Annotated in this window: 31 protein-coding genes; 19 read left to right on the plus strand and 12 right to left on the minus strand. The window is 71.6% G+C overall.

The window, feature by feature from the left end; genetic code table 11:
• Window position 1: 1 nt before the first annotated feature.
• Entirely contained in the window at window positions 2–352 is a 351-nt protein-coding gene (locus tag ACFYO2_RS14610; RefSeq protein WP_266450000.1) for a VOC family protein, read from the minus strand.
• Window positions 353–503: 151 nt separating this feature from the next.
• Between ACFYO2_RS14610 and ACFYO2_RS14615 the strand changes: the two genes are divergently transcribed.
• Together ACFYO2_RS14615 and ACFYO2_RS14620 are read left to right on the plus strand one after the other, a co-directional pair.
• On the plus strand, window positions 504–1049 hold the full coding sequence (locus tag ACFYO2_RS14615) for a phage holin family protein (RefSeq protein ID WP_388348421.1): 546 nt from the start codon (window positions 504–506) through the stop codon (window positions 1047–1049).
• A gap of 6 nt (window positions 1050–1055) precedes the next feature.
• The gene (locus ACFYO2_RS14620; RefSeq protein WP_388348423.1) at window positions 1056–2138 is read left to right on the plus strand and encodes an SDR family oxidoreductase; all 1083 of its coding nucleotides are present in this window, start codon (window positions 1056–1058) and stop codon (window positions 2136–2138) included.
• A gap of 35 nt (window positions 2139–2173) precedes the next feature.
• Here the strand turns inward: ACFYO2_RS14620 and ACFYO2_RS14625 are convergent, their stop codons facing one another.
• A complete protein-coding gene (locus tag ACFYO2_RS14625; RefSeq protein WP_388348425.1) occupies window positions 2174–3265 on the minus strand; it encodes an enolase C-terminal domain-like protein in 1092 nt (363 codons plus the stop codon).
• A gap of 17 nt (window positions 3266–3282) precedes the next feature.
• Window positions 3283–4245 (minus strand): LLM class F420-dependent oxidoreductase, encoded by a 963-nt coding sequence (locus ACFYO2_RS14630; protein WP_388348427.1) that lies wholly within the window; start codon window positions 4243–4245, stop codon window positions 3283–3285.
• Between the two features lie 191 nt (window positions 4246–4436).
• Between ACFYO2_RS14630 and ACFYO2_RS14635 the strand changes: the two genes are divergently transcribed.
• From ACFYO2_RS14635 to ACFYO2_RS14695, 13 genes are all read left to right on the plus strand, one after another.
• On the plus strand, window positions 4437–6143 hold the full coding sequence (locus tag ACFYO2_RS14635) for an FAD-dependent oxidoreductase (RefSeq protein ID WP_388348625.1): 1707 nt from the start codon (window positions 4437–4439) through the stop codon (window positions 6141–6143).
• Complete coding sequence (locus ACFYO2_RS14640; protein WP_388348429.1) at window positions 6140–7990, plus strand: transketolase; 1851 nt, start codon at window positions 6140–6142, stop codon at window positions 7988–7990. Before ACFYO2_RS14635 ends, ACFYO2_RS14640 begins: the two co-directional genes overlap by 4 nt.
• On the plus strand, window positions 7987–8919 hold the full coding sequence (gene ligD / locus ACFYO2_RS14645) for a non-homologous end-joining DNA ligase (RefSeq protein WP_388348431.1): 933 nt from the start codon (window positions 7987–7989) through the stop codon (window positions 8917–8919). Before ACFYO2_RS14640 ends, ligD begins: the two co-directional genes overlap by 4 nt.
• Window positions 8920–9023: 104 nt before the next feature.
• A complete protein-coding gene (locus ACFYO2_RS14650) occupies window positions 9024–9389 on the plus strand; it encodes a gas vesicle protein (protein ID WP_388348432.1) in 366 nt (121 codons plus the stop codon).
• A gap of 58 nt (window positions 9390–9447) precedes the next feature.
• Window positions 9448–9879: a gas vesicle structural protein GvpA gene (locus tag ACFYO2_RS14655; RefSeq protein WP_388348434.1), complete on the plus strand. Its 432-nt coding sequence runs from the start codon at window positions 9448–9450 to the stop codon at window positions 9877–9879.
• The gene (locus ACFYO2_RS14660) at window positions 9876–10643 is read left to right on the plus strand and encodes a GvpL/GvpF family gas vesicle protein (protein ID WP_388348436.1); all 768 of its coding nucleotides are present in this window, start codon (window positions 9876–9878) and stop codon (window positions 10641–10643) included. The genes ACFYO2_RS14655 and ACFYO2_RS14660 overlap by 4 nt, the downstream gene beginning before the upstream one ends.
• Before the next feature lie 7 nt (window positions 10644–10650).
• A complete protein-coding gene (locus tag ACFYO2_RS14665; protein ID WP_388348438.1) occupies window positions 10651–10914 on the plus strand; it encodes a gas vesicle protein GvpG in 264 nt (87 codons plus the stop codon).
• Window positions 10911–11648: a DNA primase gene (locus ACFYO2_RS14670; protein WP_388348440.1), complete on the plus strand. Its 738-nt coding sequence runs from the start codon at window positions 10911–10913 to the stop codon at window positions 11646–11648. Before ACFYO2_RS14665 ends, ACFYO2_RS14670 begins: the two co-directional genes overlap by 4 nt.
• The gene (locus ACFYO2_RS14675; RefSeq protein WP_388348442.1) at window positions 11645–12760 is read left to right on the plus strand and encodes an SRPBCC family protein; all 1116 of its coding nucleotides are present in this window, start codon (window positions 11645–11647) and stop codon (window positions 12758–12760) included. The genes ACFYO2_RS14670 and ACFYO2_RS14675 overlap by 4 nt, the downstream gene beginning before the upstream one ends.
• Complete coding sequence (locus ACFYO2_RS14680; RefSeq protein ID WP_388348443.1) at window positions 12757–13134, plus strand: gas vesicle protein; 378 nt, start codon at window positions 12757–12759, stop codon at window positions 13132–13134. Before ACFYO2_RS14675 ends, ACFYO2_RS14680 begins: the two co-directional genes overlap by 4 nt.
• The gene (locus ACFYO2_RS14685) at window positions 13131–13916 is read left to right on the plus strand and encodes a GvpL/GvpF family gas vesicle protein (RefSeq protein ID WP_388348445.1); all 786 of its coding nucleotides are present in this window, start codon (window positions 13131–13133) and stop codon (window positions 13914–13916) included. The genes ACFYO2_RS14680 and ACFYO2_RS14685 overlap by 4 nt, the downstream gene beginning before the upstream one ends.
• Window positions 13913–14101, plus strand: coding sequence for a gas vesicle protein (locus ACFYO2_RS14690; RefSeq protein ID WP_388348447.1), 189 nt, complete (start codon window positions 13913–13915; stop codon window positions 14099–14101). Before ACFYO2_RS14685 ends, ACFYO2_RS14690 begins: the two co-directional genes overlap by 4 nt.
• 20 nt (window positions 14102–14121) lie before the next feature.
• Complete coding sequence (locus tag ACFYO2_RS14695) at window positions 14122–14385, plus strand: gas vesicle protein K (protein ID WP_388348627.1); 264 nt, start codon at window positions 14122–14124, stop codon at window positions 14383–14385.
• A 118-nt stretch (window positions 14386–14503) separates the two neighbouring features.
• On the opposite strand, the gene ACFYO2_RS14700 is transcribed toward ACFYO2_RS14695, so the two are convergent.
• The 3 genes from ACFYO2_RS14700 to ACFYO2_RS14710 all read right to left on the minus strand — a co-directional run bounded on the left by ACFYO2_RS14700 (window position 14504) and on the right by ACFYO2_RS14710 (window position 17131).
• The gene (locus tag ACFYO2_RS14700) at window positions 14504–14674 is read right to left on the minus strand and encodes a hydrophobic protein (protein ID WP_388348449.1); all 171 of its coding nucleotides are present in this window, start codon (window positions 14672–14674) and stop codon (window positions 14504–14506) included.
• A gap of 42 nt (window positions 14675–14716) precedes the next feature.
• Window positions 14717–15538 (minus strand): class I SAM-dependent methyltransferase, encoded by an 822-nt coding sequence (locus ACFYO2_RS14705; RefSeq protein WP_388348451.1) that lies wholly within the window; start codon window positions 15536–15538, stop codon window positions 14717–14719.
• Between the two features lie 99 nt (window positions 15539–15637).
• A complete protein-coding gene (locus ACFYO2_RS14710; RefSeq protein ID WP_388348453.1) occupies window positions 15638–17131 on the minus strand; it encodes a bifunctional phosphatase PAP2/diacylglycerol kinase family protein in 1494 nt (497 codons plus the stop codon).
• 65 nt (window positions 17132–17196) lie between these two features.
• On the opposite strand from ACFYO2_RS14710, the gene ACFYO2_RS14715 reads away from it, so the two are divergent.
• A complete protein-coding gene (locus ACFYO2_RS14715) occupies window positions 17197–17850 on the plus strand; it encodes a histidine phosphatase family protein (RefSeq protein WP_388348455.1) in 654 nt (217 codons plus the stop codon).
• Window positions 17851–17900: 50 nt separating this feature from the next.
• Complete coding sequence (locus tag ACFYO2_RS14720; protein ID WP_388348457.1) at window positions 17901–19520, plus strand: ABC-F family ATP-binding cassette domain-containing protein; 1620 nt, start codon at window positions 17901–17903, stop codon at window positions 19518–19520.
• A 38-nt stretch (window positions 19521–19558) separates the two neighbouring features.
• Here ACFYO2_RS14720 and ACFYO2_RS14725 read toward each other — a convergent pair whose 3' ends face one another.
• A complete protein-coding gene (locus ACFYO2_RS14725) occupies window positions 19559–20674 on the minus strand; it encodes a Vms1/Ankzf1 family peptidyl-tRNA hydrolase (RefSeq protein ID WP_388348459.1) in 1116 nt (371 codons plus the stop codon).
• A gap of 57 nt (window positions 20675–20731) precedes the next feature.
• Here ACFYO2_RS14725 and ACFYO2_RS14730 point away from each other — a divergent pair, with 57 nt between their 5' ends.
• Entirely contained in the window at window positions 20732–21010 is a 279-nt protein-coding gene (locus tag ACFYO2_RS14730; protein WP_388348461.1) for a DUF6158 family protein, read from the plus strand.
• A gap of 42 nt (window positions 21011–21052) precedes the next feature.
• On the opposite strand, the gene ACFYO2_RS14735 is transcribed toward ACFYO2_RS14730, so the two are convergent.
• The 5 genes from ACFYO2_RS14735 to ACFYO2_RS14755 all read right to left on the minus strand — a co-directional run bounded on the left by ACFYO2_RS14735 (window position 21053) and on the right by ACFYO2_RS14755 (window position 25194).
• Window positions 21053–21598, minus strand: coding sequence for a type 1 glutamine amidotransferase domain-containing protein (locus ACFYO2_RS14735; RefSeq protein WP_388348463.1), 546 nt, complete (start codon window positions 21596–21598; stop codon window positions 21053–21055).
• Between the two features lie 6 nt (window positions 21599–21604).
• Window positions 21605–22288 carry a diguanylate cyclase gene (locus tag ACFYO2_RS14740; RefSeq protein ID WP_388348465.1) on the minus strand — a complete coding sequence of 228 codons (684 nt, stop codon included), beginning with the start codon at window positions 22286–22288 and terminating at the stop codon, window positions 21605–21607.
• Window positions 22285–22710, minus strand: a complete 426-nt coding sequence (locus ACFYO2_RS14745) for a CBS domain-containing protein (protein ID WP_388348629.1) — start codon at window positions 22708–22710, stop codon at window positions 22285–22287. Before ACFYO2_RS14745 ends, ACFYO2_RS14740 begins: the two co-directional genes overlap by 4 nt.
• 26 nt (window positions 22711–22736) lie before the next feature.
• A complete protein-coding gene (locus tag ACFYO2_RS14750; protein WP_388348467.1) occupies window positions 22737–23117 on the minus strand; it encodes a DUF2795 domain-containing protein in 381 nt (126 codons plus the stop codon).
• A gap of 277 nt (window positions 23118–23394) precedes the next feature.
• Window positions 23395–25194, minus strand: a complete 1800-nt coding sequence (locus ACFYO2_RS14755; RefSeq protein ID WP_388348469.1) for a thiamine pyrophosphate-requiring protein — start codon at window positions 25192–25194, stop codon at window positions 23395–23397.
• A 254-nt stretch (window positions 25195–25448) separates the two neighbouring features.
• Between ACFYO2_RS14755 and ACFYO2_RS14760 the strand changes: the two genes are divergently transcribed.
• Window positions 25449–26246, plus strand: coding sequence for an RNA polymerase sigma factor SigF (locus ACFYO2_RS14760; RefSeq protein ID WP_388348471.1), 798 nt, complete (start codon window positions 25449–25451; stop codon window positions 26244–26246).
• The last annotated feature ends 229 nt before the right edge of the window (window positions 26247–26475 follow it).

Raw genomic sequence — 26475 nt, forward strand, 5'->3', positions numbered from 1 at the left:
GCTACACGCCACCGCGGTCCGCGTACTCGTACACCGACCCGTCCGGATGCAGCGCGATCAGATTGCGGCCCGCCGGCGTGGGGACCGGGCCCGCGATGACACGGGCGCCCAGCTCCGTCAGTACCCGGTGGGCCTCGTCGACGTCCTTGACGGCGATCGTCGCGGTGACCTTGCGCAGCACCTCGAGCTCGGCCTCCGGCCCGCTCATCAGCAGGAAACAGCCGACCGCGGCGACCTGCACGCCGCCGCGTTCGAAACGAAGAGCTCTGCCGCCCGCCAGCCGCTCGTAGAAGGGGACCGCGGTCTCCAGGTCGTCGACGCATACGCGCAGCGTGGCTCCCAGAATGTCCATGGGGACGAGCCTAGTTGGGACGGCTGCGGGAGCGAGATCGTTTCACATGATTCCCACCGTCCCGCCCGCCTCCGGCCGCCTCCGGCGTCGACCGCGGTCGACGACACGGCCCGCAGCGTTACGTGCTGTTGACCACGGGTACCCGGCGGGTATGGACCGTTTGGATCATCTGGAGCATCTGGACAGGCAGCTGGTGGACGAGCTGGCGCAGGTGGCGCGCGAGACCGTGCGTGACGAACTGCGCGAGCAGACCCGCAAGCAGCGCCGCAAGGCCATGCTGTACGGCGCCTCGGGCGCCGTCGCCCTGTACGCGGGCGCGGCCCTCGCGCTCGCCGTGGGGCTGGCCCTCGCCATCGGTCTGCCGGACTGGGCCGCCGCGCTGATCACCGGGGCGATCCTCGGTGTCCTGGCCTACGTGCTGCGCGGTGCCGCGCGTCCCTCCGCGTCCCGGCCGACGCACGAACGCGAGGCGGAACTGGCCGCGGAGCCGGACCGCGGCCACGGCGCCGCCGCGCCCGTCGGCCCGCCCGGCGGCCTCGGCAGCGCGCCGTACCCGCCGATGCCGCCTGTCGCGCCCGGCGGCGTGGGAGGGGCCACCGGTGCGCCGGTGGCGGGTGCGCCGCCGCCCGGCCCCGCCGCAGGCCCGGCGCCGCGCCCCGACGACATCGACCCCGAGCAGCCGCACCACCGGGCGTGATGCGCGGTGCGCGACTTCCGCAAGGGCCCGCTGTCCAAGCACCGCAAGGTCGTCGTGGTGACCGGCGCCAGCGGCGGCGTGGGCCGGGCCACCGCCCGGGCCTTCGCCGCCCGGGGGGCCGGCGTCGCCCTGCTGGCCCGGGGCCGCGAGGGCCTCGCCGCGGCCGCCGACGAGGTGCAGCGCGCCGGCGGTGAGGCACTCGTCGTCACCGTGGACATGGCCGACGCCAAGGCGGTCGACGACGCCGCTCAGCAGGTGATCGACGCCTTCGGACACATCGATGTCTGGGTCAACAACGCCTTTGCCGGAGTGTTCGCCCCTTTCACCGAGATCACCCCGGACGAGTTCCGCCGGGTGACCGAAGTGACCTACCTGGGCTATGTGTTCGGCACCCGCGCCGCGCTGCACCACATGCTGCCGCGCGACCGGGGCACGATCGTGCAGGTCGGCTCGGCGCTCGCCTACCGCGGCGTTCCGCTTCAGTCGGCGTACTGCGGTGCCAAGCACGCCATCCAGGGCTTCAACGAGTCGCTGCGGTGCGAGCTGCTGCACTCCCGCAGTGGTGTCCGTACGACGATGGTGCAGCTGCCCGCCGTCAACACTCCGCAGTTCGAGTGGGTGTTGAACCGGATGCCGGGGCGGGCACGGCCGGTGGCGCCGGTGTACCAGCCGGAGGTCGCGGCGCGGGCGATCGTGCACGCGGCCTCGCACGGGCGGCGGCGCGAGTACTGGGTCGGCGGCTCGACGGTGGCCACGCTGATCGCCAACGCGGTCGCACCCGGCGCACTGGACCGGTATCTGGCCCGGACCGGGTTCGACGCCCAGCAGGACAAGCAGGACGAGCGGGACGAAGGGGCGTACGGCGGCGGCCCCGGCAACCTGTGGACGCCGGCGGACGGGCCGCACGGGCGGGACTTCGGGGCGCACGGGCGCTTCGACGACGAGGCGGCGGACAACAGCCCGCAGGACTGGGTGTCCCGCAATCGCGGGCGGATGGGGATGGGGATGGGGCTGGCGGTGGCCGGTGGGCTGGGGGCCGCGGTGACCGCCGGGCTGCGTCGCGGTGGCCGTGGGGCGGGGCGCCGTTGACGAGTTGACGAGGTGGGTGATGGTGTCACGCCGCGTCATGCCACCCGGTACTCCTCCACGTCCTCCGTCCGCAGTGTCAGCCCGTGGCCGATCCCTCGCACCGGCCGCACCACACCTCCCGTCGGATCCAGCGCCCCGTCGAAGAACATGTCCTCGATGCGGACGTGGTCGTGGAACCACTCCAGATGGCGGAGGTTGGGGAGCGAGGCGGCCGCGGCGGCGTGGGCGTGCGGGGCGCAGTGGGCCGATACCTCCAGGCCGTGGGCGTGGGCGAGAGCGGCAGCGCGGAGGAACTCGGTCAGACCACCGCAACGCGTCGCGTCGATCTGGAGGCAGTCGACCGCGCCGGCCGCGATCATGCGGGCGAAGTAGGGGAGGTCGTAGCCGTACTCGCCGGCCGCCACGTCGCACACCACGGCGTCCCGGACCAGCCGCAGGCCCGTCAGGTCGTCGGAGGACACCGGTTCCTCGAACCAGCCGACGCCGTGCTCGGCGAGCGCGTGCCCCACGCGGACCGCCTGCTTGCGGGTGTAGGCCCCGTTGGCGTCGACGTACAACTCGGCGTCGTCGCCGATGACATGGCGGGCCGCAGCGACCCGGGCCAGGTCGCGGGTGACCGCGCGGCCCCAGGCCTCGCCGATCTTCATCTTGACGCGGGGGATGTGCTGCCCGTGCACCCAGCCGCCCAGCTGCGCGGCGAGATGCGTGTCGTGGTAGGTGGTGAAGCCGCCGCTGCCGTACACCGGGACCGTCTCGCGGGCGGTGCCCAGGAGCCGGGCCAGGGGGAGTTCGAGCAGCCGGGCCTTGAGATCCCACAGGGCGATGTCGAGGGCCGAGATCGCGCAGGCGGCGATGCCGGGCCGGCCCGCGTTGCGGACCGAGCGGCACATCGCGTCGTGCAGGGCGGGGATGTCGAGGGCGCCGCGGCCCTCGACGAGGGGGCCGAGATGCTCGTACAGGAAGTCGCCGACCGCCACCGGGCCGTAGGTCCAGCCCGTGCCGGTGGCGTCGCCCGCCGTCACCTCGGCGATCACCACGGTCGTGGTGTCCCAGGCCAGTGTGCCGTCGGCCTCGGGGGCGTCGGTCGGCACCGTGTACGCGGACACGACGGGTCGGTGGAGTTTCATCGCCTGCCCCGAATCCCTCAGCCGGCCTGCTGGAGCTGCGGCAGCACCTTCGTACGGTAGAAGTCGAAGAAACCGCGCGTGTCCGGGCCGATCTGGTTGACGTAGACCATGTCGAAGCCCGCGTCGGCGAACTGCTTCAGCTCCGCGACGTGTTCGTCCACGTCGTCGCCGCACACCCGGTTCTGGCGGACCATGTCCTCGGTGACCAGCTGCTGCGCCTGCTCGAAGTGCTTCGGCGAGGGCAGCACCTGGCCCAGTTCCCCGGGCAGTTGCTCGTTCGCCCACAGTCGGTGCACGGTCCGTACGGCCTCGTCCTTGTCGATGTCGTAGCAGACCTTCGTGCCGCCGCTGACGAGCTTTCCGCCGCCTCCGCCCTTGCGGTACTGCTCCACCATCGCGGCGTCCGGCTGGATGGTGATGTAGCCGTCGGCCACCCGGGACGCCAACGCCGTCGCGGCGGGGCCGAAGCCGGAGACGTCGACCGGGACGGGTTCGTCGGGGACCGTGTACAGGCGGGCGTTCTCCACCGTGTAGTGCGGGCCGTGGTGGTTGACCTCCTCGCCGGTGAACAGCCGGCGCATGACCTGGATGGCCTCCTCCAGCATCTCCATCCGCACGTGGGCCGGCGGCCAGGCGTCGCCCAGGATGTGCTCGTTGAGCGCCTCGCCGGTGCCGACGCCCAGCCGGAAGCGGCCGCCCGTCATCACCGCGCTGGTCGCCGCCGCCTGTGCCACCACCGCCGGATGTATGCGCACGGTCGGGCAGGTCACCGCCGTCTCGATCGGCAGGGACACGGCCTCCGACAGTGCGCCGATCACCGACCAGACGAACGGGCTCTGGCCCTGCGCGTCGTTCCACGGGTGGTAGTGGTCGGAGATCCACAGCGACTGGAACCCGGCCTGTTCGGCCATCCGCGCCTGCTCGATGAGCTCCGCGGGACCGTACTGCTCGCACGAGAGGAAGTAGCCGTACTCGGGCATGGGGGGTGCGCCTCCACGGGGTGGGCGGAAGGTTCGCCGTGCCGAGTACCCGGCGGCCGTGGCGGAAACCGGCCGGAGGCGGGGGCCGTAACGGCCCCCGGCGGACGTTTGGGTGCCCTGACCAGGGGGACGCGGAAGGCTCCCGAGGTACGCGACAGCCCCGGAGGCGAACCGTGAGTCGACCCCGCATAGTGATCGTCGGTGCCGGCTTCGCCGGGTACCGGACGGCCCGAGAGCTGTCCCGGATGTCCCGCGGCAAGGCCGACATCACCCTGCTGAACCCGACCGACTACTTCCTGTATCTGCCCCTGTTGCCCCAGGTGGCCGCCGGGATCCTGGAGCCGCGCCGGGTCACCGTCTCCCTCTCGGGCACCCTGCCGCGGGTACGCCTGGTGCTCGGCGAGGCCGACGGCATCGACCTCGACGGACAGACCGTGCACTACACCGACCCCGAGGGCGGCGACGGCACCCTCCCCTACGACCGGCTCGTGCTCGCCGTCGGCAGCGTCAACAAGCTGCTGCCCATCCCCGGCGTCGCCGAACACGCGCACGGCTTCCGCGGGCTGCCCGAGGCGCTGTACCTGCGTGACCACGTCACCCGGCAGGTGGAGCTCGCGGCCTCCGCGGACGACCCGAAGAGCTGCGCCGCGCGCTGCACCTTCGTGGTGGTGGGCGCCGGCTATACGGGGACCGAGGTCGCCGCGCACGGGCAGCTGTTCACCGACGCGCAGGTGCGCAAGCATCCGCTGCGGGAGGGGATGCGCCCCCGCTGGCTGCTTCTGGACGTCGCGCCGCGCGTCCTGCCCGAGCTGGACGAGCACCTTTCCCGCACCGCCGACCGCACACTGCGGGAGCGGGGCGTGGAGGTGCGGATGGGGACCTCCGTGAAGGAGGCGACGCCCGGTGGAGTGCTGCTGACGGACGGGGAGTTCGTGCCGACGCGGACGCTTGTGTGGTGCGTGGGCGTGCGGCCCGATCCGCTCGTCGAGGGCACCGGGCAGCCGCTGGAGCGCGGGCGCCTGGTCGTCGACCCTCAGCTCCGGCTCCCGGGCCGTCCTGAGGTGTTCGCGTGCGGGGACGCGGCCGCCGTACCGGATCTGAACAACCCCGGCAATTACACGCCGATGACCGCGCAGCACGCCTGGCGGCACGGCAAGACGGTGGCCCGGAACGTCGCCGCCTCGCTCGGTGTCGGCGAGATGCGTCCCTACCGGCACAAGGACCTGGGGTTCGTGGTGGACCTGGGCGGTGCGAAGGCCGCCGCCAACCCGCTCGGCATTCCGCTGTCCGGGCCGGCCGCCGGTGCGGTCACCCGCGGCTACCACCTGGCGGCGATGCCCGGAAACCGGGTCCGGGTCGCCGCGGACTGGCTGCTGGATTCCGTACTGCCGCGCCAGGCCGTCCAGTTGGGGCTCGTACGGTCCTGGTCGGTCCCGCTCGACACGGCGTCGCCGGAATTGGCACGGGTGCCGGGCGGGCCGGAGCGGCGGCAGGACAGGCAGGACAGGCAGGAACAGGGCCGGGACAGCCGGGACAGTCAGGACAGCCAGGACCACGCCAGGCAGGACAGGCAGGAAGCGGGCGCCCGGTCGGGGCCCGGGGCGGCGACGGCCGCGGACACCGGCTCCGGGGAACCTGCCCCCGAACCCGCCAAGAACCAGCCCGGCGGCGAGTCGGCCAAGAACCAGCCCGGCGGTGAGCCCGCCAAGAACCAGCCCGGCGGTGAGCCCGCCAAGAACCAGCCCGGCGGTGAGCCTGCCAAGAACCAGCCCGGCGGTGAGCCGCCCAAGAACCAGCCCGATGGCGAACCCGCCGATCCGCAACCCGGCGACGAGCCCCACAAGGCCCCCGGCCCCGTCCGGCGCACCGACGAAACCCCCGCCGAAGGAGACTCATGAACACCCGTGAACTCGTCGAACTGGCCCAGCAGTTGCGCGTCGACAGCGTGCGAGCCTCGGCCGCCGCGGGCTCCGGGCACCCGACCTCGTCGATGTCCGCCGCGGACCTGATGGCCGTGCTCCTGGCCAACCACCTCCGCTACGACTTCGACCGTCCCGCCCACCCGGGCAACGACCGCTTCGTCCTGTCCAAGGGCCACGCGTCGCCGCTGCTGTACTCCGCCTACAAGGCGGCCGGCGCCATCGACGACGAGGAACTGCTCACCTTCCGCAAACTCGGCAGCCGTCTCGAAGGGCACCCGACGCCCCAGCGACTGCCGTGGGTCGAGACGGCCACCGGCTCGCTCGGACAGGGACTGCCCGTCGGCGTCGGCATCGCGCTGTCCGGCAAGCGCCTCGACCGCACCGGATACCGGGTGTGGGTGCTGTGCGGCGACAGCGAGATGGCCGAGGGCTCCGTGTGGGAGGCCGCCGAGCACGCGGGCCACGAGCACCTCGACAACCTCACCGCGATCATCGACGTCAACCGGCTCGGCCAGCGCGGCCCGACCCGGCACGGCCACGACCTCGACGCGTACGCGCGCCGCTTCCAGGCCTTCGGCTGGCACACCGTAGAGGTGGACGGCCACGACGTGGACGCCGTCGACCGGGCGTACGGCGAGGCCCTCTCCACGAAGGGCCAGCCGACCGCGATCCTCGCCCGCACCCTCAAGGGCAAGGGCGTCACCGACGTGGAGGACCGCGAGGGCCTGCACGGCAAGCCCCTGAAGAACGCCGACGACGCGATCGAGGAACTCGGCGGCGCCGACCGGGACATCCGCGTCGAGGTGCACGAGCCGCCGGCCGCCCGCATGCTGCACGCCGTACGCGCCGGGCATCTCGAACTGCCGCGTTTCGAAAAGGGCGAGGAGGTCGCGACCCGCGACGCCTTCGGCCAGGCCCTCGCCGCGCTCGGCACCGGACGCGGTGACGTGGTCGCCCTCGACGGCGAGGTCGGCGACTCCACGCGCGCGGAGCTCTTCGCCAAGGAACACCCCGACCGTTACTTCGAGTGCTACATCGCCGAGCAGCAGATGGTCGCCACGGCCGTCGGACTCGCGACCCGCGACTGGGTACCGTATGCCTCCACCTTCGCGGCGTTCCTCACGCGCGCGTACGACTTCATCCGCATGGCGTCGATCAGCGGCTCGGGCATCAACCTCGTCGGCTCGCACGCGGGCGTCGCCATCGGGCAGGACGGACCCAGCCAGATGGGTCTGGAAGACCTGGCGATGATGCGGGCGGTGCACGGCTCGACCGTGCTGTACCCCTGCGACGCCAACCAGACCGCGCATCTCATCGCCGAGATGGCCGGCCTGGAGGGCATCCGCTATCTGCGCACCTCGCGCGGCGAGAGCCCGGTGCTCTACGGGCCCGACGAGGAGTTTCCGATCGGTGGCAGCAAGGTGCTGCGCTCCTCCGACCAGGACCGGATGACGATCGTCGCGGCGGGCGTCACCGTACCGGAGGCGCTGTCCGCCGCCGACGCGCTGGACCGGGAGGGCATCCGGGTGCGGGTGATCGACCTGTACTCGGTCAAGCCCGTCGACCGGCTCACGCTGCGGCGGGCCGCCGAGGAGACCGGCTGCCTGGTGACCGTGGAGGACCACCACGAGGAGGGCGGCATCGGCGACGCCGTGCTCGACGCCTTCCTCGACGGGCGTCCCGTGCCCCGTCTGGTGCGCCTCGCCGTCCGTACGATGCCCGGCTCGGGGTCCCCCGACGAGCAGCTGCACGCCGCGGGCATCGACGCCGAGTCGATCGCGGTGGCCGCGAAGCTGCTGGTGGAGGAGGCGGTCGTGCGGTGAGCGGAGACGGACCACGCACCGTCCGGGCGGGTCGGCGCACAGTGGAGGTGCACCGTCCGGACAAGGTGCTCTTCCCCGGGGGCGGCGGCGCGAAGGAGTACACGAAGGGCGACCTGGTCGACTACTACCGGTCCGTCGCCCCCTTCATGCTGCCGCACCTGCGCGGCCGCCCGCTGATGCTGGAGCGGCACCCGGACGGCATCGGCGGGCCCCGGTTCATGCAGAAGAACACCCCCGAGAACTACCCGGAGTGGATCACCCGCGTCGAGCTGGCCAAGGAGGGCGGCACCGTCTGCCACACCGTGTGCGACGACACCGCCACCCTGGTCTACCTCGCCGACCAGGCCGCCCTCACCCTGCACCGCTGGCTGTCCCGTGTCGGTCGGGCCGAACGGCCCGACCGGATGGTCTTCGACCTCGACCCGTCCGGCGACACCCCGGACTTCGCGGCGGTGCGCGAGGCGGCCGTACTGCTCGGGGAGCTGCTCGACGAGCTGAAGCTGCCCTCGGCGCTGATGACCACGGGCTCGCGGGGACTGCACGTGGTCGTGCCGGTCGAGGGGCCCCACGACTTCGACGAGGTGCGCTCCTTCGCCCGGGACGTCGCCGACACCCTGGTCGCCGACCACCCCGACCGGCTGACCACCGCCGCCCGCAAGAAGGAGCGCGGCGCGCGGCTCTACCTCGACGTGCAGCGCAACGGCTACGCGCAGACCGCGGTCGTGCCCTTCACCGTCCGCGCCAAGCCGGGGGCGCCCGTGGCGACGCCACTCGCCTGGAGCCAGCTGGACGGCCCGGGGCTCGACGCCCGCCGGTGGACCATCGCCGATGCCGTCGACCAGGCCCGCACCGATCCGTGGGCCGGTGTGATGACCAGGGGGAGGTCGCTCGGTCCGGCCCGACGCCGCCTCAACGCTTTGCGTGGCTGATGCATGCACCGCCTCTGAGCTGGCATGACGCGCCTGCTCGCGGTCGCGTGCCCGCCTGAAGGTTTGGCCAACGGACGAGCGGCCACCCGAAGTTAGAGGTGGCCATGTCGAACACAAAGAGCACTTCGGAATCACAGAATTCACAGAATTCCCGCAGAAGCGAAGAAAAGGACACGGAGCGCAACATGGCGGAAGACCGGCCGAACCCCATGGAGGTGCTCCGCCAGGCGCGCACCCAGCTGGCGGAGCTCACCGGTATGGCCGCCGAGAACGTCTCGTCCTTCGAGCAGACGGAGGACGGCTGGTCGCTGGAGATCGAGGTCCTCGAACTCTCCCGCGTGCCCGACACGATGAGCCTGATGGCGAGCTACCAGGTCGACCTCGACCCACAGGGGCAGCTCACCGGTTACCGGCGCGTTCGCCGCTACGAACGCGGGCGGGCCGACTCACACAGGCCTGGCGGCCGCTAGGCCGCCCACCCAGTCCAGCACCCGTTCACCAGTCCACAGACAAGGAGGCGCGGTCGGCATGACCGTTGTCCCGGCACAGCAGAGCGGCGGCGGAGGCGGCTCCAGCGGTCTCTACGACGTTCTGGAGCTCGTCCTCGACAGGGGTCTCGTCATTGACGCGTTTGTACGGGTCTCCCTGGTCGGCATCGAGATCCTGAAGATCGACGTACGTGTCGTCGTGGCCAGCGTCGACACCTACCTGCGTTTCGCCGAGGCGTGCAACCGCCTCGACCTGGAGGCAGGGCCGCGCAAGGCCCCCGGCCTGCCCGACCTGGTCGGTGAGATCACCGAGTCGGGCGCCCGCGGCAAGTCCAAGGGCGCGCTGTCCGGCGCCGCCGAGACCATATCCGGCGCGTTCAAGCAGGCCCGTGAGGACGGGCAGGGTCAGGCCGAGTCCAGGCCGCGGCCCCGCAAGTCGACGGCATCGCGCAGGAAGGAGGAAGAGGAGTGAGCACGTACGTCTACGGCATCACCGCCGCGTCCCACCCTTCGCTGCCCGACGGCATGGGAGGCGTCGGCGACCCGCCGCGTCCGGTGCGCATCCTCAAGGAGGGCGACCTGGCGGCGATCGTCGGCGACGCCCCCGAGGGGCTGCGCCCCAAGCGCAGGGACCTGCTCGCCCACCAGAACGTCCTGAGCGAGGCCGGCGCGGGCGGCGTCGTCCTGCCCATGCGGTTCGGCAGCGTCGCCGAGGACGACGGCACCGTCACCGGGGTGCTCGCCGAGCGCGCCGACCACTACAAGGAACGCCTGCGCACCCTGGACGGCAAGGTCGAGTACAACGTCAAGGCCGTCCACAACGAGGAGGCCGTGCTGCACCGCGTCATGGCCGAGAGCCCGGAGATCCGCGCACTGACCGAGGCCAACCGGCAGGGGGGTGGCGGCACCTACGAGCAGCGGCTCCACCTCGGCGAGATGGTGGTGGCCGCGGTCAAGGCCCGGGAGTCCGAGGACGCGACCGACGTGCAGCACACCCTGGAACCGGCCGCCGAGGCGGTGAGCGTGGGTCCCGAGTCCTCCGGCTGGATCGCCAACATCTCGTTCCTGGTGGACCGCGACGAGGCCGCGACCTTCCTGGCCGCGGTGGATCAGCTCCGCAACGGCCATCCGCACCTCGAAGTGCGCGTCAACGGCCCGCTGCCGCCGTACAGCTTCGTGGAACCCGGCCCGAACAAGCCCGCGGGCACCACGCTGGGCGCCGGCGCGGAGGAGTGAGGCGATCATGGGACTCATAACGGAGGTGCTGCTGCTGCCGTTCGCACCCGTGCGCGGCAGCGCCTGGGTGATCAGACAGGTACTGGACGAGGCGGAGCGCCTCTACTACGACCCGGCCGCCGTCCGGGCCGAACTCGCTCAGCTCGAAGAACGTCTCGAGGCGGGCGAGCTCGACGAGGAGGAGTTCGACCGACTCGAGGACGAACTCCTCGACCGGCTGGAGATCGGCCTGCGCGGCGGCGCGGGCACTGCTGAGGGGACGGGACAGTGAACAGAGTGGGACTGGGCCTCGCTGTAGGGGCCGGCTACGTCCTCGGGCGTACCAAGAAGATGAAACTGGCGTTCGCGGTCGGCTCTCTGGTGGCCGGCAAGCGGATGCACCTGAGCCCCCGGGCCATCGGGGACCTGATGTCCCAGCAGCTGCAGAACAACCCGCAGTTCAAGGAGATCGGGGACCAGCTGCGCGAGGACCTGCGTGGTGTCGGCAAGGCGGCCTCCGGCGCCATGGTGGAACGGCAGATCGACTCGATAGCCGACCGCCTGCACGGCCGTACCGCCCAGGTCCGCGACCAGCTCGCGGGCGTGGTGCCGGACACCTCGGACCTGGGGCGCTCGGGTGACCGCGACGAGCACGACGAGGCGGAGGAGGACTACGAGGAGCCCGAAGCCGAACAGGCAAACGGGGCAGAAGAGTCCGACGAGGAAGAATCCAACGACGGGCATGAGTCCGACGACGCGCAAGAGGCCGAAGGCGCCGATGGTGCCGACGAGGACGACGAACCGCGTCGTAAGCCTGCGGCGAAGAAGGCCGCCGACGAGGAGCCCGCGAACAGGGCACCGGAGAAGAAGTCGGCAAAGAAGGCACCCGCCAAGAAGGCACCGGCCAGGAAGACGCCCGCGAAGAACACCGCGGGCAGGAAGACGGCCGCCAAGAAGACCACCTCGGCCAGGAGCGCCGCCCGCGGCGCCCGGGCCCGCCTGCCGAAGGGAGGCGCTGAGCGATGACCGAAACTCTCGGAGCGGCGCGGGGCGTCACCGACAAGGCGAAGGATCAGGCGACGAAGAACCCGATCACCGACGTGGCCAAGAGCGAGGCCGCCGACCGACTCAAGGCGGAGGCGCAGGAGTACCTCGCGGCCCAGGCCCAGCGCCTGCTGGTCGGCGCCGGCCGCAAGCTCGGCGAGACCACCGTCAAGCTGAACGACATCGCCGAGGGCAAAAGCCCGGGCTTCGTCAAGCTTGCACTGGACGGCGGTCGCAAGCTCGCCCAGGGCAAGGGCCCACTGCGGTCCGCGCTGGAGCTCGGCGCCTCGCGCGCCAAGGACAGCGTGGTCAGCGCGTTCAAGAACCTCGGCGGCGGCAAGGGCAAGAAGAAAGGCGGAGGCGGCAACAAGCCGACCGTCATCATCGAGTTCATCGACATCGGCGTCCCGCTGCGCACCGCCTACGACCAGTGGACCCAGTACCAGGACTTCAGCACCTTCGCGAAGGGCGTCAAGAGCGCGAACCGCGCCGACGACACCCATTCCGACTGGCAGCTGAAGGTCTTCTGGTCCAACCGCAGCTGGAAGGCCACCACCACCGAGCAACTGCCCGACGACCGGATCGCCTGGAGCTCGGAGGGCGCCAAGGGCACCACGAAGGGCGTCGTCTCCTTCCACCGCCTCGCCGAAAACCTCACCCGCGTCCTGCTGGTCATCGAGTACTACCCCTCGGGCTTCTTCGAGAAGACCGGCAACATCTGGCGCGCCCAGGGCCGCCGGGCCCGGCTCGACCTGAAGAACTTCGCCCGCCACATCACCCTCAAGGGCGAGGCCGAGGACGGCTGGCGCGGCGAGATCCAGGACGCCGAGGTAGTCAAGAGCCACGACGACGCGGTGGCCGAGGAGGAGGAAGAGGAGACCCGGGGCGCCGCCCAGGAGGACGAGGAGGAGGGCGAGGAAGCGTACGAGGACCAGGAGGAAGGCCCGTACGCCGAGGAGGAGCCGGAAGAGGACGAGGAGGAGACCGGCGAGTACGACGAGGAGGAGCCTGAGGAGGAGGAAGAAGCGCCTGAGGCCGAGGCCGAGGAGGAGGAAGAGGAGTACGAGTACGCGGACGGCGGGAGCCGACGATGACCACACCCAGCCGGCTGCCCGAACCCTACGGCCACAGCAGCGGCGCCAACCTTGCCGACATCCTTGAACGGGTGCTCGACAAGGGCATCGTCATCGCGGGGGACATCCGCATCAACCTGCTCGACATCGAACTCCTCACGATCAAGCTGCGCCTCATCGTCGCCTCCGTCGACAAGGCCAAGGAGATGGGCATCGACTGGTGGGAGGACGACCCGGCGTTGTCCTCCGGCGCCCGCCGCAAGGAACTCGCCCGGGAGAACGCCGAGTTGCGTGAACGGCTCGCCCAACTGGATCCCGACTACGAACTGGAGTCCGGCCGCGTTCGGGCCGGCCGCACCAAGTCCGGCCACGTTCAGGAGGAGGAGGCGTCATGAGCGGACTGCGCTACGTCTACGCCGTCTGCCGCCCTTTCCGCGCGCCTCTGCAGTCCCAGCTGACGGGCGTGGCAGGTGACCCGCCCAGACTGCTGAACCACCACGGCCTGATCGCCGTGGTGAGCCATGTGCCGGAGCGGGACTTCGCCGAGAAGCCGCTCCACGCCCATCTGGAGGACCTGGACTGGGTCACCGCGACCGCCCGCGCACACCAGGGCGTGATCGACGCCCTGACCGTCGTCACCACGCCGCTGCCGCTGCGGCTCGGCACCGTGTTCCGTGACGACAGCGGCCTGCGGACGATGATCGAGGAGCGGGAGGACGACTTCCGGCGCACCCTCGACCGGCTGGAGGGCCGGGTCGAATGGGGTGTCAAGGTGTACGCCGAGCCGGAGCCGGAAGCCCCGGAAAATGGGCGGCCCGCTCAGAAGGCGGCTTCGGGCCGGGACTATCTGCGTCAGCGGCGCCAGAGTGTCCGGGCACACGAGGACAGGTGGGAGCAGGCGGAACAGTTCGCGAACCGGCTGCACGAAACTCTTTCCGCCTATGCCGAGGATTCCCGGCTGCACGCCCCGCAGAACCCCGCCCTTTCCGGCGTCCGGGGACGGAACGTGCTCAATGCGGCCTATCTCGTGCCGCGCGCCGAATCCGAGGAATTCGTGGAACTGGTCGATCGCACGAAGGGCGAGGTACCGGGAATGCGCGTGGAACTCACCGGACCCTGGGCCGCCTATTCCTTCGCGGAGGAGTTCACGGGGGCCACGGGGGAGGGGGAACGGTGACGGTGATCGAGCGCCGTGAGGTCGCGCTGGTGGACCTCCTCGACCGGCTGCTCGCCGGCGGGGTCGTCATCACCGGCGACATCACCCTGCGCATCGCGGACGTCGACCTCGTCCGCATCGACCTGAACGCGCTGATCAGCTCGGTGAACGCCCAGGTGCCCTCACCGTTTCGGGAGCTGCCGTGACCGAGCGACGCAACCACCGGATGGACCTCGACCCCGACACCGTCGAGCGGGACCTGGTCAAACTCGTCCTGACCGTGGTGGAACTGCTGCGCCAGCTCATGGAACGCCAGGCGCTGCGCCGCTTCGACGAAGGCGACCTCAGCGAGGACCAGGAGGAGCGCATCGGGCTCACCCTGATGCTGCTGGACGACCGCATGACCGAGCTGCGCGAGCGCTACGGACTGCGGCCCGAGGACCTGAATCTGGACCTCGGGCCGCTGGGACCTCTGCTTCCCCGGGAATGAACCTCGGGGCTTCCCCGGGAACGAACTCCGGGGAATAGGCTTCCCCGGGAACGAACCCCGGCGTCCGGGAATGAACCCGGACCCCGGTGCTTCCCCGGGGAATAACCCTGGGGTCAATTCACCACCTGTACCAGCGGCCCCTGCCTCCACCCGCGGTCGTGCTCCGCATCAGGAAGCCCAGAAGCCATAGCACCAGAACGGCCAGTGCAATCCACCAGAGAATCTTTACTGCAAATCCTGCACCGAAAAGGATCAGTGCCAGAAGCAGTACCAGCAGGATGGGAACCATAGTGTGAACCTCCTGCATTCCTAGTTTCCCGGAAACAGGGATTCAGGCTTCCTTTCGGCACAGAATTTCTCCGTGCAGCACACTGAACCAGCCGTCCTCCTGCCGCCCCCATTCCCGCCAGGCCGCCGACACGGCGCGCAGCTGCTCGTCGGTCGCGTGGCCGCCCTGCGTGGCCCGTTCGGCGTACGCCGAGGCCAGGGTGCGGTCCGCCCACAGGCCGCTCCACCACGCCCGCTCCTCGGCGGTGGCGAAGGTCCAGGTGCCGGCGGTCGCCGTGATGTCCGTCAGGCCCGCCCGAAGCGCCCAGGACCTCAGCCGGCGTCCGGCGTCCGGCTCGCCGCCGTTGGCGCGGGCCACCCGCCGGTACAGGTCCAGCCAGTCGTCCATGCCCGGCGTCTGGGGGTACCAGGTCATCGCCGCGTAGTCCGAGTCCCGTACGGCGATGAACCCGCCCGGTGCGGTGACCCGCCTCATCTCGCGCAGCGCCCGCACCGGATCGCCGACGTGTTGCAGCACCTGGTGGGCGTGGACCACGCAGAACGTGTCGTCCGGGAAGTCCAGGGCGTGCACGTCCGCGACCGCGAAGTCGACGTTGGCCAGGCCCCGTTCGGCGGCGGTGGCCCGGGCCTGGTCCAGGATGCCCGGCGCGTGGTCGACACCGGTGACGTGCCCGTCGGGGACCAGCGCGGCCAGGTCGGCGGTGATCGTGCCGGGCCCGCAGCCGATGTCCAGGATCTTCATGTGGGGCTTGAGCGAACCGAGCAGATAGGCCGCCGAGTTGGCGGCCGTCCGCCAGGTGTGGGAACGCAGCACGGACTCGTGGTGCCCGTGCGTGTAGACGGCGGTCTCCTGCGACTTCGACATGGGTGTACTCCCTGTTCGGCGTCTCCTCGGCCACGCCTCACGCTACGCGCGCATGTCGAATAATGAGATCTGCGTTTCGCGATCTGGACTGACGGGTGGTCAGCCGCCGGGCAGCGGCCGGTACACCGCGAGTGCCTGGGGCAGCTTCTCCAGCGTCACCTCGCCCGCCACCTCCGTGACTTCACCGTCGTAGGCGAGGAGCGTGCCGGGGGCGACGCCGGACAGGTGCAGCCGGCCCACCTGGACGGCCGCGTGGGCGGGAGAGCGGGTCAGCGGACCGGCGACGGCGGCCGCGAGCAGCCGCAGCGTGGGCCGCCGCCCGCCGTGCACGACCCGTACGTCGAGCCGCCCGTCGGCGAGGTCGCGGCGGCGGCCGGGGACGAGGCCCATCCGGTGGTAGGTGCCGTTGCCTGCGAACAGCAGCCACAGCGGCCGTGTTTCGCCGCGGAACTCGGCCTCCAGCGGGTGCCGGTCGGTGCGCGACACGCGCAGCGCCGCGAGCACCCCGGCCGGCCAGCCGCCGATCCGTGGCGACCAGCGCTCCCGCTCGCGCACCAGTTCCGGATACACGCCCACGCTGCAGGTGTTGAGGAAGATGCCCTGCTGTTCGCCGCAGCTGAAGCGGCCCACGTCCACCCGTACGCCCTCGCCCTGCCGGACGGCCCGGCTCAGATCCCGGACGCCTTCGACACCGAGGTCGTGGGCGAAGTGGTTCAGCGTGCCGCCGGGCAGCACCGCGAGGGGCAGGCCGTGGCGCAGGGCGACCTGGGCCGCGGCGTTGACCGTGCCGTCGCCGCCGCACACGCCGAGCACCCGGGCACGGGCCGCCGCCTTCTCCAACTCGGTACGGACATCCGCCGGTTCGCATTCGACGACCTCGGCCGCGGGCAGCGTGTCCCGCAGGGCGCGCACCCGGTCGGCGGTGCCCGAGGCGGTGTTGGTGACGACGACCAGGCCTGCGCCGTCCGGCAGGGCGGGCAGGTCCGCGCGTGGCCGGGCCGGCGGCACCGCCTGGGCGCGGGTCGGCACCAGAGCCCGTACGGCGAACGAGGCGCCCATGCCCAGCGCCGCGCCCGCCAGTACGTCGCTCGGGAAGTGGACGCCGGTGTACACGCGGGACATGGCCACCGAGAAGGCGACCGGTGCCACGACGGCGCCCCAGGCCGGTGACTCCAGGGCGACCCCGGCCGCGAACGCGGCCGCCGACGCCGAATGGCCGGAGGGGAACGACGTGGTGATCGGCTGCCGCTTCAGCTGCCGCACCAGCGGAACCGGGTCCAGGACGGGCCGCGGGCGGCGCACCGAGCGCTTGCCGAAGGTGTTGATGGCCAAGGAGGCCAGGCTCAGCGAGGCGAGGCCGCGCGCCGCCGCCCGGCGGGCGCGCGGGGTGCGGCTCACGGTCATCGCGGCCGCCGTCGCGAACCACAGCACCCCGTGGTTCGCGCTCCGGCTCAGTCGCGGCAGGACCGGTTCGGCGGCGGGCCAGTTCCGCTCGGCGGCGAACTCGAACAGCCGGCAGTCCAGCGTCAGCAGCCGGTCGCGCAGCACGTGGGGGCCGGGCTTCAAGGCGGTGAGGTCGACGTCGGGGCTCATGCACTCCCGGATACCCTGAAGTGGCCGTTTCTTGTCCGGCGGGCCGTGCACCTGGAGGACCACCCATGCGTCTGCTGCTCATCCGTCACGGCCAGACCCTCACCAACGTACGGTTCCTGCTGGACACCGCCGTGCCGGGACCCGGCCTCACCGCACTCGGCGAACGCCAGGCCGCCGCCCTGCCCGAGGCCCTCGCGGACGAGGACATCGAGGCCCTGTACGCCTCCACCCTCGTCCGTACGCAGCTCACCGCCGCCCCGCTGGCAACCGCCCGCGGCCTCGACGTGCGGGTGCGGGACGGTATCCGGGAGGTGTCCGCGGGGGACCTGGAGATGCTGCCCGGGGACTCGGAGCACGGCATGAGGTACATGGAGACGGTGTTCGGCTGGTCGGCCGGCGACACGGGGCTGCGCATGCCGGGCGGGGAGACCGGAGCCGAGACGCTGGCGCGGTACGACGCCGTGGTCGCCGAGGCCGCCGCGAGCGGAGCCTCGAGCGTCGCCATGGTCAGTCACGGCGCGGTGATCCGGATGTGGACGGCGGCCCGGGCCGACAACGTCGACGTGTCCTTCGCCGCCGCCCGCCCGCTGGACAACACCGGGGTGGTGATCCTGGAGGGATCGCCCTTTGACGGCTGGAAAGCCCTGTCGTGGGCGGGCGCGGTGGTCGCCCCCGCGGGCGAGGGCGGCCCCACCGGCCGGCCCGTGGGCCCGCAGTGACCGCATAACGGTTTGCCCGGGCTCACCGGCGGCCCGCACAATGCGGCCTCATGGGACATCTGGAAGCCGCACACCTCGAGTACCACCTCCCCGACGGGAGGGCGCTGCTCGGCGACGTCTCCTTCCGGGTGGGCGAAGGGGCCGTCGTGGCCCTCGTCGGACCCAACGGCGCAGGCAAGACCACCCTGCTCCGGCTGATCTCCGGTGAGCTCAAACCGCACGGCGGGACCGTCACCGTGAGCGGCGGCCTCGGGGTGATGCGCCAGTTCGTGGGGTCCGTGCGGGACGAGACGACCGTACGGGACCTGCTCGTGTCGGTGGCGCCGCCCCGCATCCGGGAGGCCGCCCGGGCCGTCGACAAGGCCGAGCACGCCATCATGACCGTGGACGACGAGGCCGCCCAGCTCCAGTACGCGCAGGCCCTGTCCGACTGGGCGGAGGCGCGCGGCTACGAGTCCGAGACGCTGTGGGACATGTGCACCATGGCCGCGCTCGGGGTGCCCTACGAGAAGGCGCAGTTCCGGGAGGTGCGCACCCTCTCCGGCGGCGAGCAGAAGCGCCTGGTCCTGGAGGCGCTGCTGCGGGGCACCGACGAGGTGCTGCTGCTCGACGAACCCGACAACTACCTCGACGTGCCCGGCAAGCGCTGGCTGGAGGAGCGCCTGAAGGAGACCCGCAAGACAGTCCTGTTCGTCTCCCACGACCGTGAACTCCTCGCCCGCGCCGCCGAGAAGATCGTCTCCGTCGAGCCCTCGCCCGCGGGTGCCGACGCCTGGGTGCACGGCGGCGGCTTCGCCACCTACCACGAGGCCCGGCGCGAACGTTTCGCCCGCTTCGAGGAGTTGCGCCGCCGCTGGGACGAGAAGCACGCCCAGCTGAAGAAGCTGGTGCTGAATCTCCGTCAGGCGGCCTCCATCAGCCACGAGTTGGCCTCCCGCTACCAGGCCGCCCAGACCCGGCTGCGCAAGTTCGAGGAGGCCGGACCGCCGCCGGAACCGCCGCGCGAGCAGGACATCAGGATGCGCCTGAAGGGCGGTCGAACCGGCGTAAGGGCCGTCACCTGCAAGGGACTTGAACTCACCGGCCTGATGAAGCCGTTCGACCTGGAGGTCTTCTACGGGGAACGCGTCGCCGTCCTCGGCTCCAACGGCTCCGGCAAGTCGCACTTCCTGCGGCTGCTGGCCGGCGACCACGTGGCGCACACGGGGGAGTGGAAGCTCGGGGCGCGCGTGGTGCCCGGGCACTTCGCACAGACGCACGCCCATCCCGAACTGGCGGGCCGCACGCTCCTGGACATCCTGTGGAAGGAACACGCCCAGGACCGGGGCGCCGCCATGTCCCGCCTGCGCCGCTACGAGCTCACCGGCCAGGCCGAACAGAGTTTCGAGCGGCTCTCCGGTGGCCAGCAGGCCCGCTTCCAGATCCTCCTGCTCGAACTCCAGGGCGTCACGGCCCTGCTCCTCGACGAGCCGACCGACAACCTCGACCTGGAATCCGCCGAGGCCCTCCAGGAGGGCCTGGAGGCCTTCGACGGCACGGTCCTCGCGGTCACCCACGACCGCTGGTTCGCCCGCTCATTCGACCGCTACCTGGTCTTCGGCAGCGACGGCCGGGTGCGGGAGACGACAGAGCCGGTGTGGGACGAGCGGCGCGTCGAGCGGGCCCGGTAACCCCAGGTCACCGGGCCCGGCAGGCACTGCTCAGCAACTCACTTCCACCGCAGCAGCGCCCCCAGACCGCCTACCGGAACCTCGCGGTCGGTCGCCGGAGCCGCCGGTGTCACCGAGATCGCCGGGGCACCCGTCGCGACCGCCGACCGGATCAGCGCGTCGTCCGCGCGGGCCGGCCAGGCGTGCTGCTCACCGAGGATCTTCAGCTCCGTGCGGCGCACCGCCAGCTGGTCGGGATCCTCGCCGATCCACACCTCGCGGTGCGCGTCGGGGCCGTCCGGACGGATCAGCAGCTCGTCGATACGGTGCTCGCGCGCCGCCTCGACCAGCGCCGGCACGCCCTCGACCGCCCCGGCACGCCCGTCGTCGCCCGGCTCGCGGGCCGCGAGGAACCGCTCCAGCTCCCGCTCCGCCCGCTGCCGTACATGCGCTGCGCGCGCCTGCTCCACGTCCTCCTGGAGCAGCCTGCTGCCGGTGCCGTGCGGGGCCTCCACGACCAGGTCGTGCAGCCGCTGGGGCAGCCGCTCGTGGACGGTCCGCCGCTCCCGGTCGTCACCGACGAGGATCAGCAGGTCGGCCTGGGTCTCCTCCTGGCAGACGGCGAGCGCGTCCGCGATCTCGGCCGCGTTGTGCTCCCAGGTGTTCTCCACCCGCAGCTGGAAGTGCCGCTCCGACCAGTCGGCCGTACTCGTACGGTGGATCGGATACCGCCGACCGGCGACCGCCCCCGCGTCCTGGCGCCCGAGTCCGCTGCGCAGCTCGAAGTCGGCGCCCTTGCGGTCGACGTACGCCACGATGCACACCGTGTCCTCACCGACCAGCTCCAGCAGCGGCGCGGTGTGCGGCAGCGGCGCCCAGTACGCGCTGCTGCCGCCCGGCGCCTTGGTCAGCGGCGGATCGAGAACCACCTCGCCGGCCCGCGCGAACAGGGCTCGTCCCTGCGGCTCGGAGGAGTGCTGCAGCTGATCCACCGCGTCCCGCACGGCCCGGCACGTCTCCTCGTCGGCGCCCTGCTCGGCCAGCTCCCGGGACAGCGCGATCGCGGTCAGATGCCGTTCGTGGGGCGTGTCCTCCGTGTGCCGGGAGGTGTCGACGTACACGGAGGCCCACGGGCCCGCTTGTTCGTAGAGTGGATGCAGAAACGCGAGATCCATGGCTCCCTCCCGGGTGCCGCTTGGGGGTAGTGCTCACCGGGCGGGTACCCGGAGGGCATGAACGAACACGACGAGCGGGACATGACCATGACCGGAGTCGACGCCGCCCAGCTGGACGACCAGCAGCTCATGAAGGAGCTGGAGACCATCCACCGCACGCGCCACGACACGCTGCTGTACGCCTCGAACGACGCGCTGCGGGCCCACAACGACCGCATGGCGCAGCTCGAGGGCGAGTTCCTGCGCCGCAACCCGAACCGGCCGGTCGCCGCGGGCCGTACCCGTGAGGGAGCCCGGGAACGCGGAAGCGGGGAGTCGGCGACTCCCCGCTCCTGAACGCCTCCCACGCCTCCCCGAGCTATCGGCCCGGGGCGGGCATCAAGCGGCCTCCTCCTGGGCGAACACGTCCAGGAACGCCTCGCAGAACGCCTTCAGATCGTCCGGCTTGCGGCTGGTGACCAGCTTGTTGGTGCCGTGGTCGCAGATCTTCACCTGCTCGTCCACCCAGGTGGCGCCCGCGTTGCGCAGGTCGGTCCGCAGGCTCGGCCAGGAGGTCAGCACCCGGCCGCGTACGACGTCCGCCTCCACGAGGGTCCACGGGGCGTGGCAGATCGCGGCCACCGGACGGCCCCGCTCGAAGAAGTCCCGTACGAACGCCACGGCCCTCTCGTCCATCCGCAGGAAGTCCGGGTTGGCCACCCCGCCCGGCAGGACCAGTCCGCCGAAGGAGTCGGCCGACGTCTCGCCCACGACCTCGTCCACCGGGAACGTGTCCGCCTTGTCCAGGTGGTTGAACGCCTGGATCTCACCGGACTTCGTCGACACGAGCACGGTTTCGTGGCCCGCGTCCTTCGCGGCCTGCCACGGGTCGGTGAGTTCGATCTGCTCCACGCCTTCGGGTGCGGTCAGAAACGCGATACGCATGATGGTTCAACGACCTTTCTCGGAACGCTTCTCGGCGCGCGGAGCACGCCACTTGGCCTCGTCGCCCCCCGCGCGCTTCTTCCTCGACCTGGCCGCGCGCCGGCAGCGCAGCAGCTCCTCGCCGTAGGGCAGCAGCACACAGGCGCCGATCGCGGCGGCGATGCCCGCGAGATAGCCGGGCGACAGCTGCGGACGGCGCGGCACGAGACGCCAGGCGTCCGGGTCGCCCCGACCGCCCCGCAGCAGTGCCTTGACCTGGTCGGCGTGCAGGCACATCAGGGACGCCAGCGCGGCGAACGGCAGCGACTCGAGGAAGCTGTGGATGTGCTGCTCGACCGGCTTGACCTCGCGGTCGCTGTGGACGGCCGTGCGCACGTCCCACAGCGCGGTCGCCTCGTGCACCGCGGCCCCGCCCAGCTGCACCGTGAGGAGCAGCGGGTTGATCTCGTAGCGCAGGGTGAGGGCGATCGGGAGGCCGACCTCGGCCATCATCAGGGAGTGGATGAGGGACTCCTTGGTCCCCGCGGTGTCCTCGATGCGGGTGCGCCGGTGCATGGCCCAGTCGGCGAGACCGGGCGCGAACCAGCCGGGCAGCAGCCCGTACAACAGGTAGCGCGTGGTCGCCTCGCCGACGTCCACGACGGTGCCGGATGCCGCGATCCTCGCGGCCTGGTCGCGCCGCCCGCTCACAGGGTGTCCAGCCCGTCGGCGGCCCGCCCGTCGTCCGGCAGGGCCCGGCTGATGTCGGCGAGCGCCGAGTCCGGGTCCTCGGCCTCGGCGACGTCGCCGAGGCTCACCATCCCGACCGGCAGACCGTCCTCGACGACCGGCAGGCGCCGTACGGCGTGCTCACGCATCAGCGCCACCGCCGTCGACACCGGGTCGCCCGGGGCCACCACCACGGGATCCGGCGTGCACACCATCTGGGCGCTCACCGTCAGTGGATCCGCGCCGTCGGCGACGGCGCGGACCGTGATGTCCCGGTCGGTGAGCATGCCGACGACGTGCTGTCCGTCGGCCACCAGGACGTCGCCGATGTCCTGCGTGCGCATCAGCTGCGCCGCCTCGACGAGCGAGGCGTCCGGGCGTACGGCGACGACGCCCGGGGTCATGACGTCCTTCACGAAGTCGGCCGCCACTACGCGCCCTCCCTCCGGGTCAGCGTCCGTGCCAGTTCCTGCACGGTGGCGTAGGACTCCCTGCGCGGCCGTCGCTCCACCGCCTCGACGAGGGTGTCGGGAGCGTTCTTGCGGCGCAGGGTGCGGGCAAGTTCCACGGAAGTGGCCGGGAAGGAGCTGCGGCCCAGGATCCGGGCCAGCTCCAGCCGGACCGTCTCCAGCGGCGCCCCCTGGTCCGGTGCCACGGGCCCGCCCCAGACCTCCGGATCGTCCTCGGCGGTCGGCTCCGGGTCGTGCCACTCCTCACTGCGCGTGGGGTGGCCGGACCTGAGCAGACCCTGCAGTTCGTGCTTCATCTCGTCGTCGCGGTGACGACTCAGCCGATCGCTGCCTCGCTGCATGTCTCCCTCCAGAACTTCGGGGTGGGCACCCGCGTACCCGAGGACCGGACACCGACACGGGGTTTGCCCGCCCGATGGCGGGAGACCCGGCTCACGCCCCCCGCGCACATCCCAGCAAAAGGACAGGCCATGGCGGTGCTCGCTGTGATCATCCCGCTCCTCATGCTCGGCGTGGTGCTGGCACTGGGTCGATACGAGGAACTGCTACTGCCCGAGGAGGGCGAGGACCGGCACCAACCGGTCGTCGCCCCATCCCAACCCTCGGCCGCTGCTGCCGCTACTTCTTCTTCTCGCGGCCCGGCAGGAACTCCTGCACCTTCGCCTTGAACCCCTGCTTGACCACCGACCCACGGTCCGCGTCGCCCTTCAGGATCGACGCGGCCGTGGCCTCCATCTGCTCCCAGCTGGCGTGCGGAGGGATCGGCGGTACGGCGGGGTCGGTGAGGAACTCGATCACCGCGGGCCCGTCCGCCTCCAGACCGGCCCGCCAGCCCGCCTCCACGTCCTCCGGCTTCTCCACGCGGACACCGGTCAGCCCGAGCGAGCGGGCGAACGCCGCGTACTGCACGTCCGGCAGCTGCTGCGAGGGCAGGAACGACGGGGCGCCCTCCATGGCCCGCATCTCCCACGTGACCTGATTGAGGTCGTGGTTGTTCCAGACGGCGACGACCAGCCGCGGATCCTCCCACAGGTCCCGGTACTTGGCCGCCGTGATCAGCTCCGCAAGGCCGTTCATCTGCATCGCCCCGTCCCCGACCAGCGCGATCGCCGGCCGGTCCGGGTGCGCGAACTTCGCGCCGATCGCGTACGGCACCCCGCAGCCCATCGTCGCGAGCGTCCCGGACAACGAGCCGCGCATCCCGGACCGCATCGTCAGGTGCCGCGCGTACCAGTTCGCCGTGGAGCCGGAGTCGGAGGTGACGATCGCGTCGGACGGCAGCAGCGGATCCAGCGTGTGTGCCACGTACTCCGGGTTGATCGGGTCGGCCGACAGCTCGGCCCGCCGCTCCATCACCCCACGCCAGCGCGTCACGTTGTCGCGCACCGTGTCGTACCACTCGCGCCCGCCGCGGTCCGTCTCCAGCATCGGGATCAGCCGCTGAAGCGTGGCCTTCGCGTCGCCGACCAGATTCACCTCGTACGGATACCGCATGCCGACCATGTGCGGATCGATGTCGATCTGCACGCCCCGCGCCTTGCCGAAGTCCGGCAGGAACTGCGTGTACGGGAAGGACGACCCGATGGTCAGCAGCGTGTCGCAGTCCCGCATCAGCTCGTACGACGGACGCGTGCCGAGCAGGCCGATCGAGCCGGTGACGTACGGCAGTTCGTCGCTCAGCACGTCCTTGCCCAGCAGCGCCTTGGCGACGCCCGCGCCCAGCAGTTCGGCGACCCGCTCCACCTCGGCCCGCGCGCCGGCCGCGCCCTGGCCGATCAGGATCGCCGGCTTGGCACCGGCGTTGAGGATCTCCGCCGCCCGCCGCAGGGACTCCTCGGACGGAATCGACGTCCAGGAACTTCGGTCCAGGCTGGAGGGCACCATCTTGAACTCGTGCGTGGGCGGCGAGTAGTCGAGCTCCTGCACATCCCCGGGGATGATGAGCGCCGTCGGGCTGCGGCGCGCGTACGCGGTGCGGATCGCCCGGTCCAGCACGTTCGGCAGCTGCTCGGGGACCGTCACCGTCTCCAGGAAGTCGGAGGCGACGTCCTTGAAGAGGGTGTGCAGGTCCACCTCCTGCTGGTAGGAGCCGCCCATCGCGGTGCGGTGCGTCTGGCCGACGATCGCCAGCACCGGCACATGGTCGAGCTTGGCGTCGTACAGCCCGTTCAGAAGATGGATGGCACCGGGCCCGGAAGTCGCCGCGCACACTCCGAGACGACCGCTGAACTTGGCGTAGCCGACCGCCTGGAACGCGGACATCTCCTCGTGCCGGGACTGGACGAACCGGGGCCGGTTGTCGGCCCGCCCCCAGGCGGCGAGCAGGCCGTTGATGCCGTCGCCGGGATAGCCGAAGACGTGGTCCACACCCCACTCGCGCAGTCGTTCCAGGACGCGGTCGGAGACCTTGGTGCTCATGTACGGACCTCCCGGACATAGACATGGGTGACACGGACAGCAGCTGTACGAGTCACCCTGCGCGGTCCCGGAAAACCTGCGCCGGGTTTGCGGTCGGGGGCCGGGGGCAGGCGCACTTCTGTGCTTCGGACCGGAGGCACGTCCGTGGGAGCGGCGAGAGGCCGCCACGGCCGCGTCTGTCCGAACCGCAGACGCCCCCTCCCCACGGTGACCGTCCATCCCAGAGCACCCCTCCCAGGGAGTTGCGACGCACCATGGCGACCAAAGTGAGCGCGAAGCACCATCCGCACGACGACGCACCCGACACGGCCCAGGCGTTCCGCGAGCTCGCCGAGCTTCCCCCCGGCCCACGGCGCGACACCCTGCGGGGACAGATCGTCGAGGCCTGGCTGCCGATGGCCGACCGCCTCGCAGGCCGTTTCCGCAGCCGCGGCGAGAGCTTCGACGACCTGCGCCAGGTCGCGGCCCTCGGCCTGGTCAAGGCCGTCGACCGGTACGACCCCGAGCGCGGCAACGCCTTCGAGAGCTACGCCGTACCCACCATCACCGGCGAGATCAAGCGGCACTTCCGCGACCACATGTGGACCCTGCACGTGCCGCGCCGCGTCCAGGACCTGCGCAACCGCGTCCGCTTCGCGAGCCAGGACCTGTCCCAGACCATCCCGGGCCGCCGGCCCACCGTCGCGGAGATCGCCGCGCACGCGAACCTCAGCGAAGAAGACGTCCTGGTGGGCCTGGAGGCCCTGGAGAGCTTCACCGCGCTGTCCCTGGACGCGGAGCTGCCCGGCACCGAGGACGGCTACTCGCTCAGTGACGCGTTGGGCTCGGCCGACCCCGCGCTGGACACGGTGGTGGACCGCGAGGCGGTCAAGCCCCGGCTCGCCGCCCTCCCCGAACGCGAGCGCGCGATCCTGTACATGCGGTTCTTCGGCGACATGACCCAGAGTCGGATCGCCGAACAGCTGGGCATCTCGCAGATGCACGTCTCCCGGCTGATCAGCCGCTGCTGCGGCCGGGTGCGGGAGCAGGTCATGCGGGACACCGCGGCCTGACGCCCGAGCGACGGGGGTCGTCGTGCGGTGTGGTGTCGCCGGGCGGCCTGACGCCCGAGTGGCGTGGGGTCGTCGTGCGGCGGAGGTCGGTGCGGTGTCTTCCGGGGCCGGCAGGACCTGAGTGGTCTGGGGTCCGTGGTGTCTCCCGGGCCGGGACGCCTGAGTGGCGGAGCCTTCGCGTGGTGTCATCGGCGCGGTCCGACGCCTCGTGGGGGGCGGGGGGCCGCGT

It is taken from the genome of Streptomyces sp. NPDC006602, from assembly GCF_042870385.1.
Classification (GTDB): Bacteria; Actinomycetota; Actinomycetes; order Streptomycetales; family Streptomycetaceae; genus Streptomyces.

Coding starts and splice junctions, on each gene's coding strand:
- ACFYO2_RS14610 (WP_266450000.1), bottom strand. CDS start 352: ATGGACATTCTGGGAGCCACGCTGCGCGTATGCGTCGACGACCTGGAG.
- ACFYO2_RS14615 (WP_388348421.1), top strand. CDS start 504: ATGGACCGTTTGGATCATCTGGAGCATCTGGACAGGCAGCTGGTGGAC.
- ACFYO2_RS14625 (WP_388348425.1), bottom strand. CDS start 3,265: ATGAAACTCCACCGACCCGTCGTGTCCGCGTACACGGTGCCGACCGAC.
- ACFYO2_RS14630 (WP_388348427.1), bottom strand. CDS start 4,245: ATGCCCGAGTACGGCTACTTCCTCTCGTGCGAGCAGTACGGTCCCGCG.
- ACFYO2_RS14640 (WP_388348429.1), top strand. CDS start 6,140: ATGAACACCCGTGAACTCGTCGAACTGGCCCAGCAGTTGCGCGTCGAC.
- ACFYO2_RS14650 (WP_388348432.1), top strand. CDS start 9,024: ATGTCGAACACAAAGAGCACTTCGGAATCACAGAATTCACAGAATTCC.
- ACFYO2_RS14655 (WP_388348434.1), top strand. CDS start 9,448: ATGACCGTTGTCCCGGCACAGCAGAGCGGCGGCGGAGGCGGCTCCAGC.
- ACFYO2_RS14665 (WP_388348438.1), top strand. CDS start 10,651: ATGGGACTCATAACGGAGGTGCTGCTGCTGCCGTTCGCACCCGTGCGC.
- ACFYO2_RS14675 (WP_388348442.1), top strand. CDS start 11,645: ATGACCGAAACTCTCGGAGCGGCGCGGGGCGTCACCGACAAGGCGAAG.
- ACFYO2_RS14680 (WP_388348443.1), top strand. CDS start 12,757: ATGACCACACCCAGCCGGCTGCCCGAACCCTACGGCCACAGCAGCGGC.
- ACFYO2_RS14685 (WP_388348445.1), top strand. CDS start 13,131: ATGAGCGGACTGCGCTACGTCTACGCCGTCTGCCGCCCTTTCCGCGCG.
- ACFYO2_RS14695 (WP_388348627.1), top strand. CDS start 14,122: ATGGACCTCGACCCCGACACCGTCGAGCGGGACCTGGTCAAACTCGTC.
- ACFYO2_RS14700 (WP_388348449.1), bottom strand. CDS start 14,674: ATGGTTCCCATCCTGCTGGTACTGCTTCTGGCACTGATCCTTTTCGGT.
- ACFYO2_RS14705 (WP_388348451.1), bottom strand. CDS start 15,538: ATGTCGAAGTCGCAGGAGACCGCCGTCTACACGCACGGGCACCACGAG.
- ACFYO2_RS14710 (WP_388348453.1), bottom strand. CDS start 17,131: ATGAGCCCCGACGTCGACCTCACCGCCTTGAAGCCCGGCCCCCACGTG.
- ACFYO2_RS14715 (WP_388348455.1), top strand. CDS start 17,197: ATGCGTCTGCTGCTCATCCGTCACGGCCAGACCCTCACCAACGTACGG.
- ACFYO2_RS14720 (WP_388348457.1), top strand. CDS start 17,901: ATGGGACATCTGGAAGCCGCACACCTCGAGTACCACCTCCCCGACGGG.
- ACFYO2_RS14725 (WP_388348459.1), bottom strand. CDS start 20,674: ATGGATCTCGCGTTTCTGCATCCACTCTACGAACAAGCGGGCCCGTGG.
- ACFYO2_RS14730 (WP_388348461.1), top strand. CDS start 20,732: ATGAACGAACACGACGAGCGGGACATGACCATGACCGGAGTCGACGCC.
- ACFYO2_RS14735 (WP_388348463.1), bottom strand. CDS start 21,598: ATGCGTATCGCGTTTCTGACCGCACCCGAAGGCGTGGAGCAGATCGAA.
- ACFYO2_RS14745 (WP_388348629.1), bottom strand. CDS start 22,710: ATGACCCCGGGCGTCGTCGCCGTACGCCCGGACGCCTCGCTCGTCGAG.
- ACFYO2_RS14750 (WP_388348467.1), bottom strand. CDS start 23,117: ATGCAGCGAGGCAGCGATCGGCTGAGTCGTCACCGCGACGACGAGATG.
- ACFYO2_RS14755 (WP_388348469.1), bottom strand. CDS start 25,194: ATGAGCACCAAGGTCTCCGACCGCGTCCTGGAACGACTGCGCGAGTGG.
- ACFYO2_RS14760 (WP_388348471.1), top strand. CDS start 25,449: ATGGCGACCAAAGTGAGCGCGAAGCACCATCCGCACGACGACGCACCC.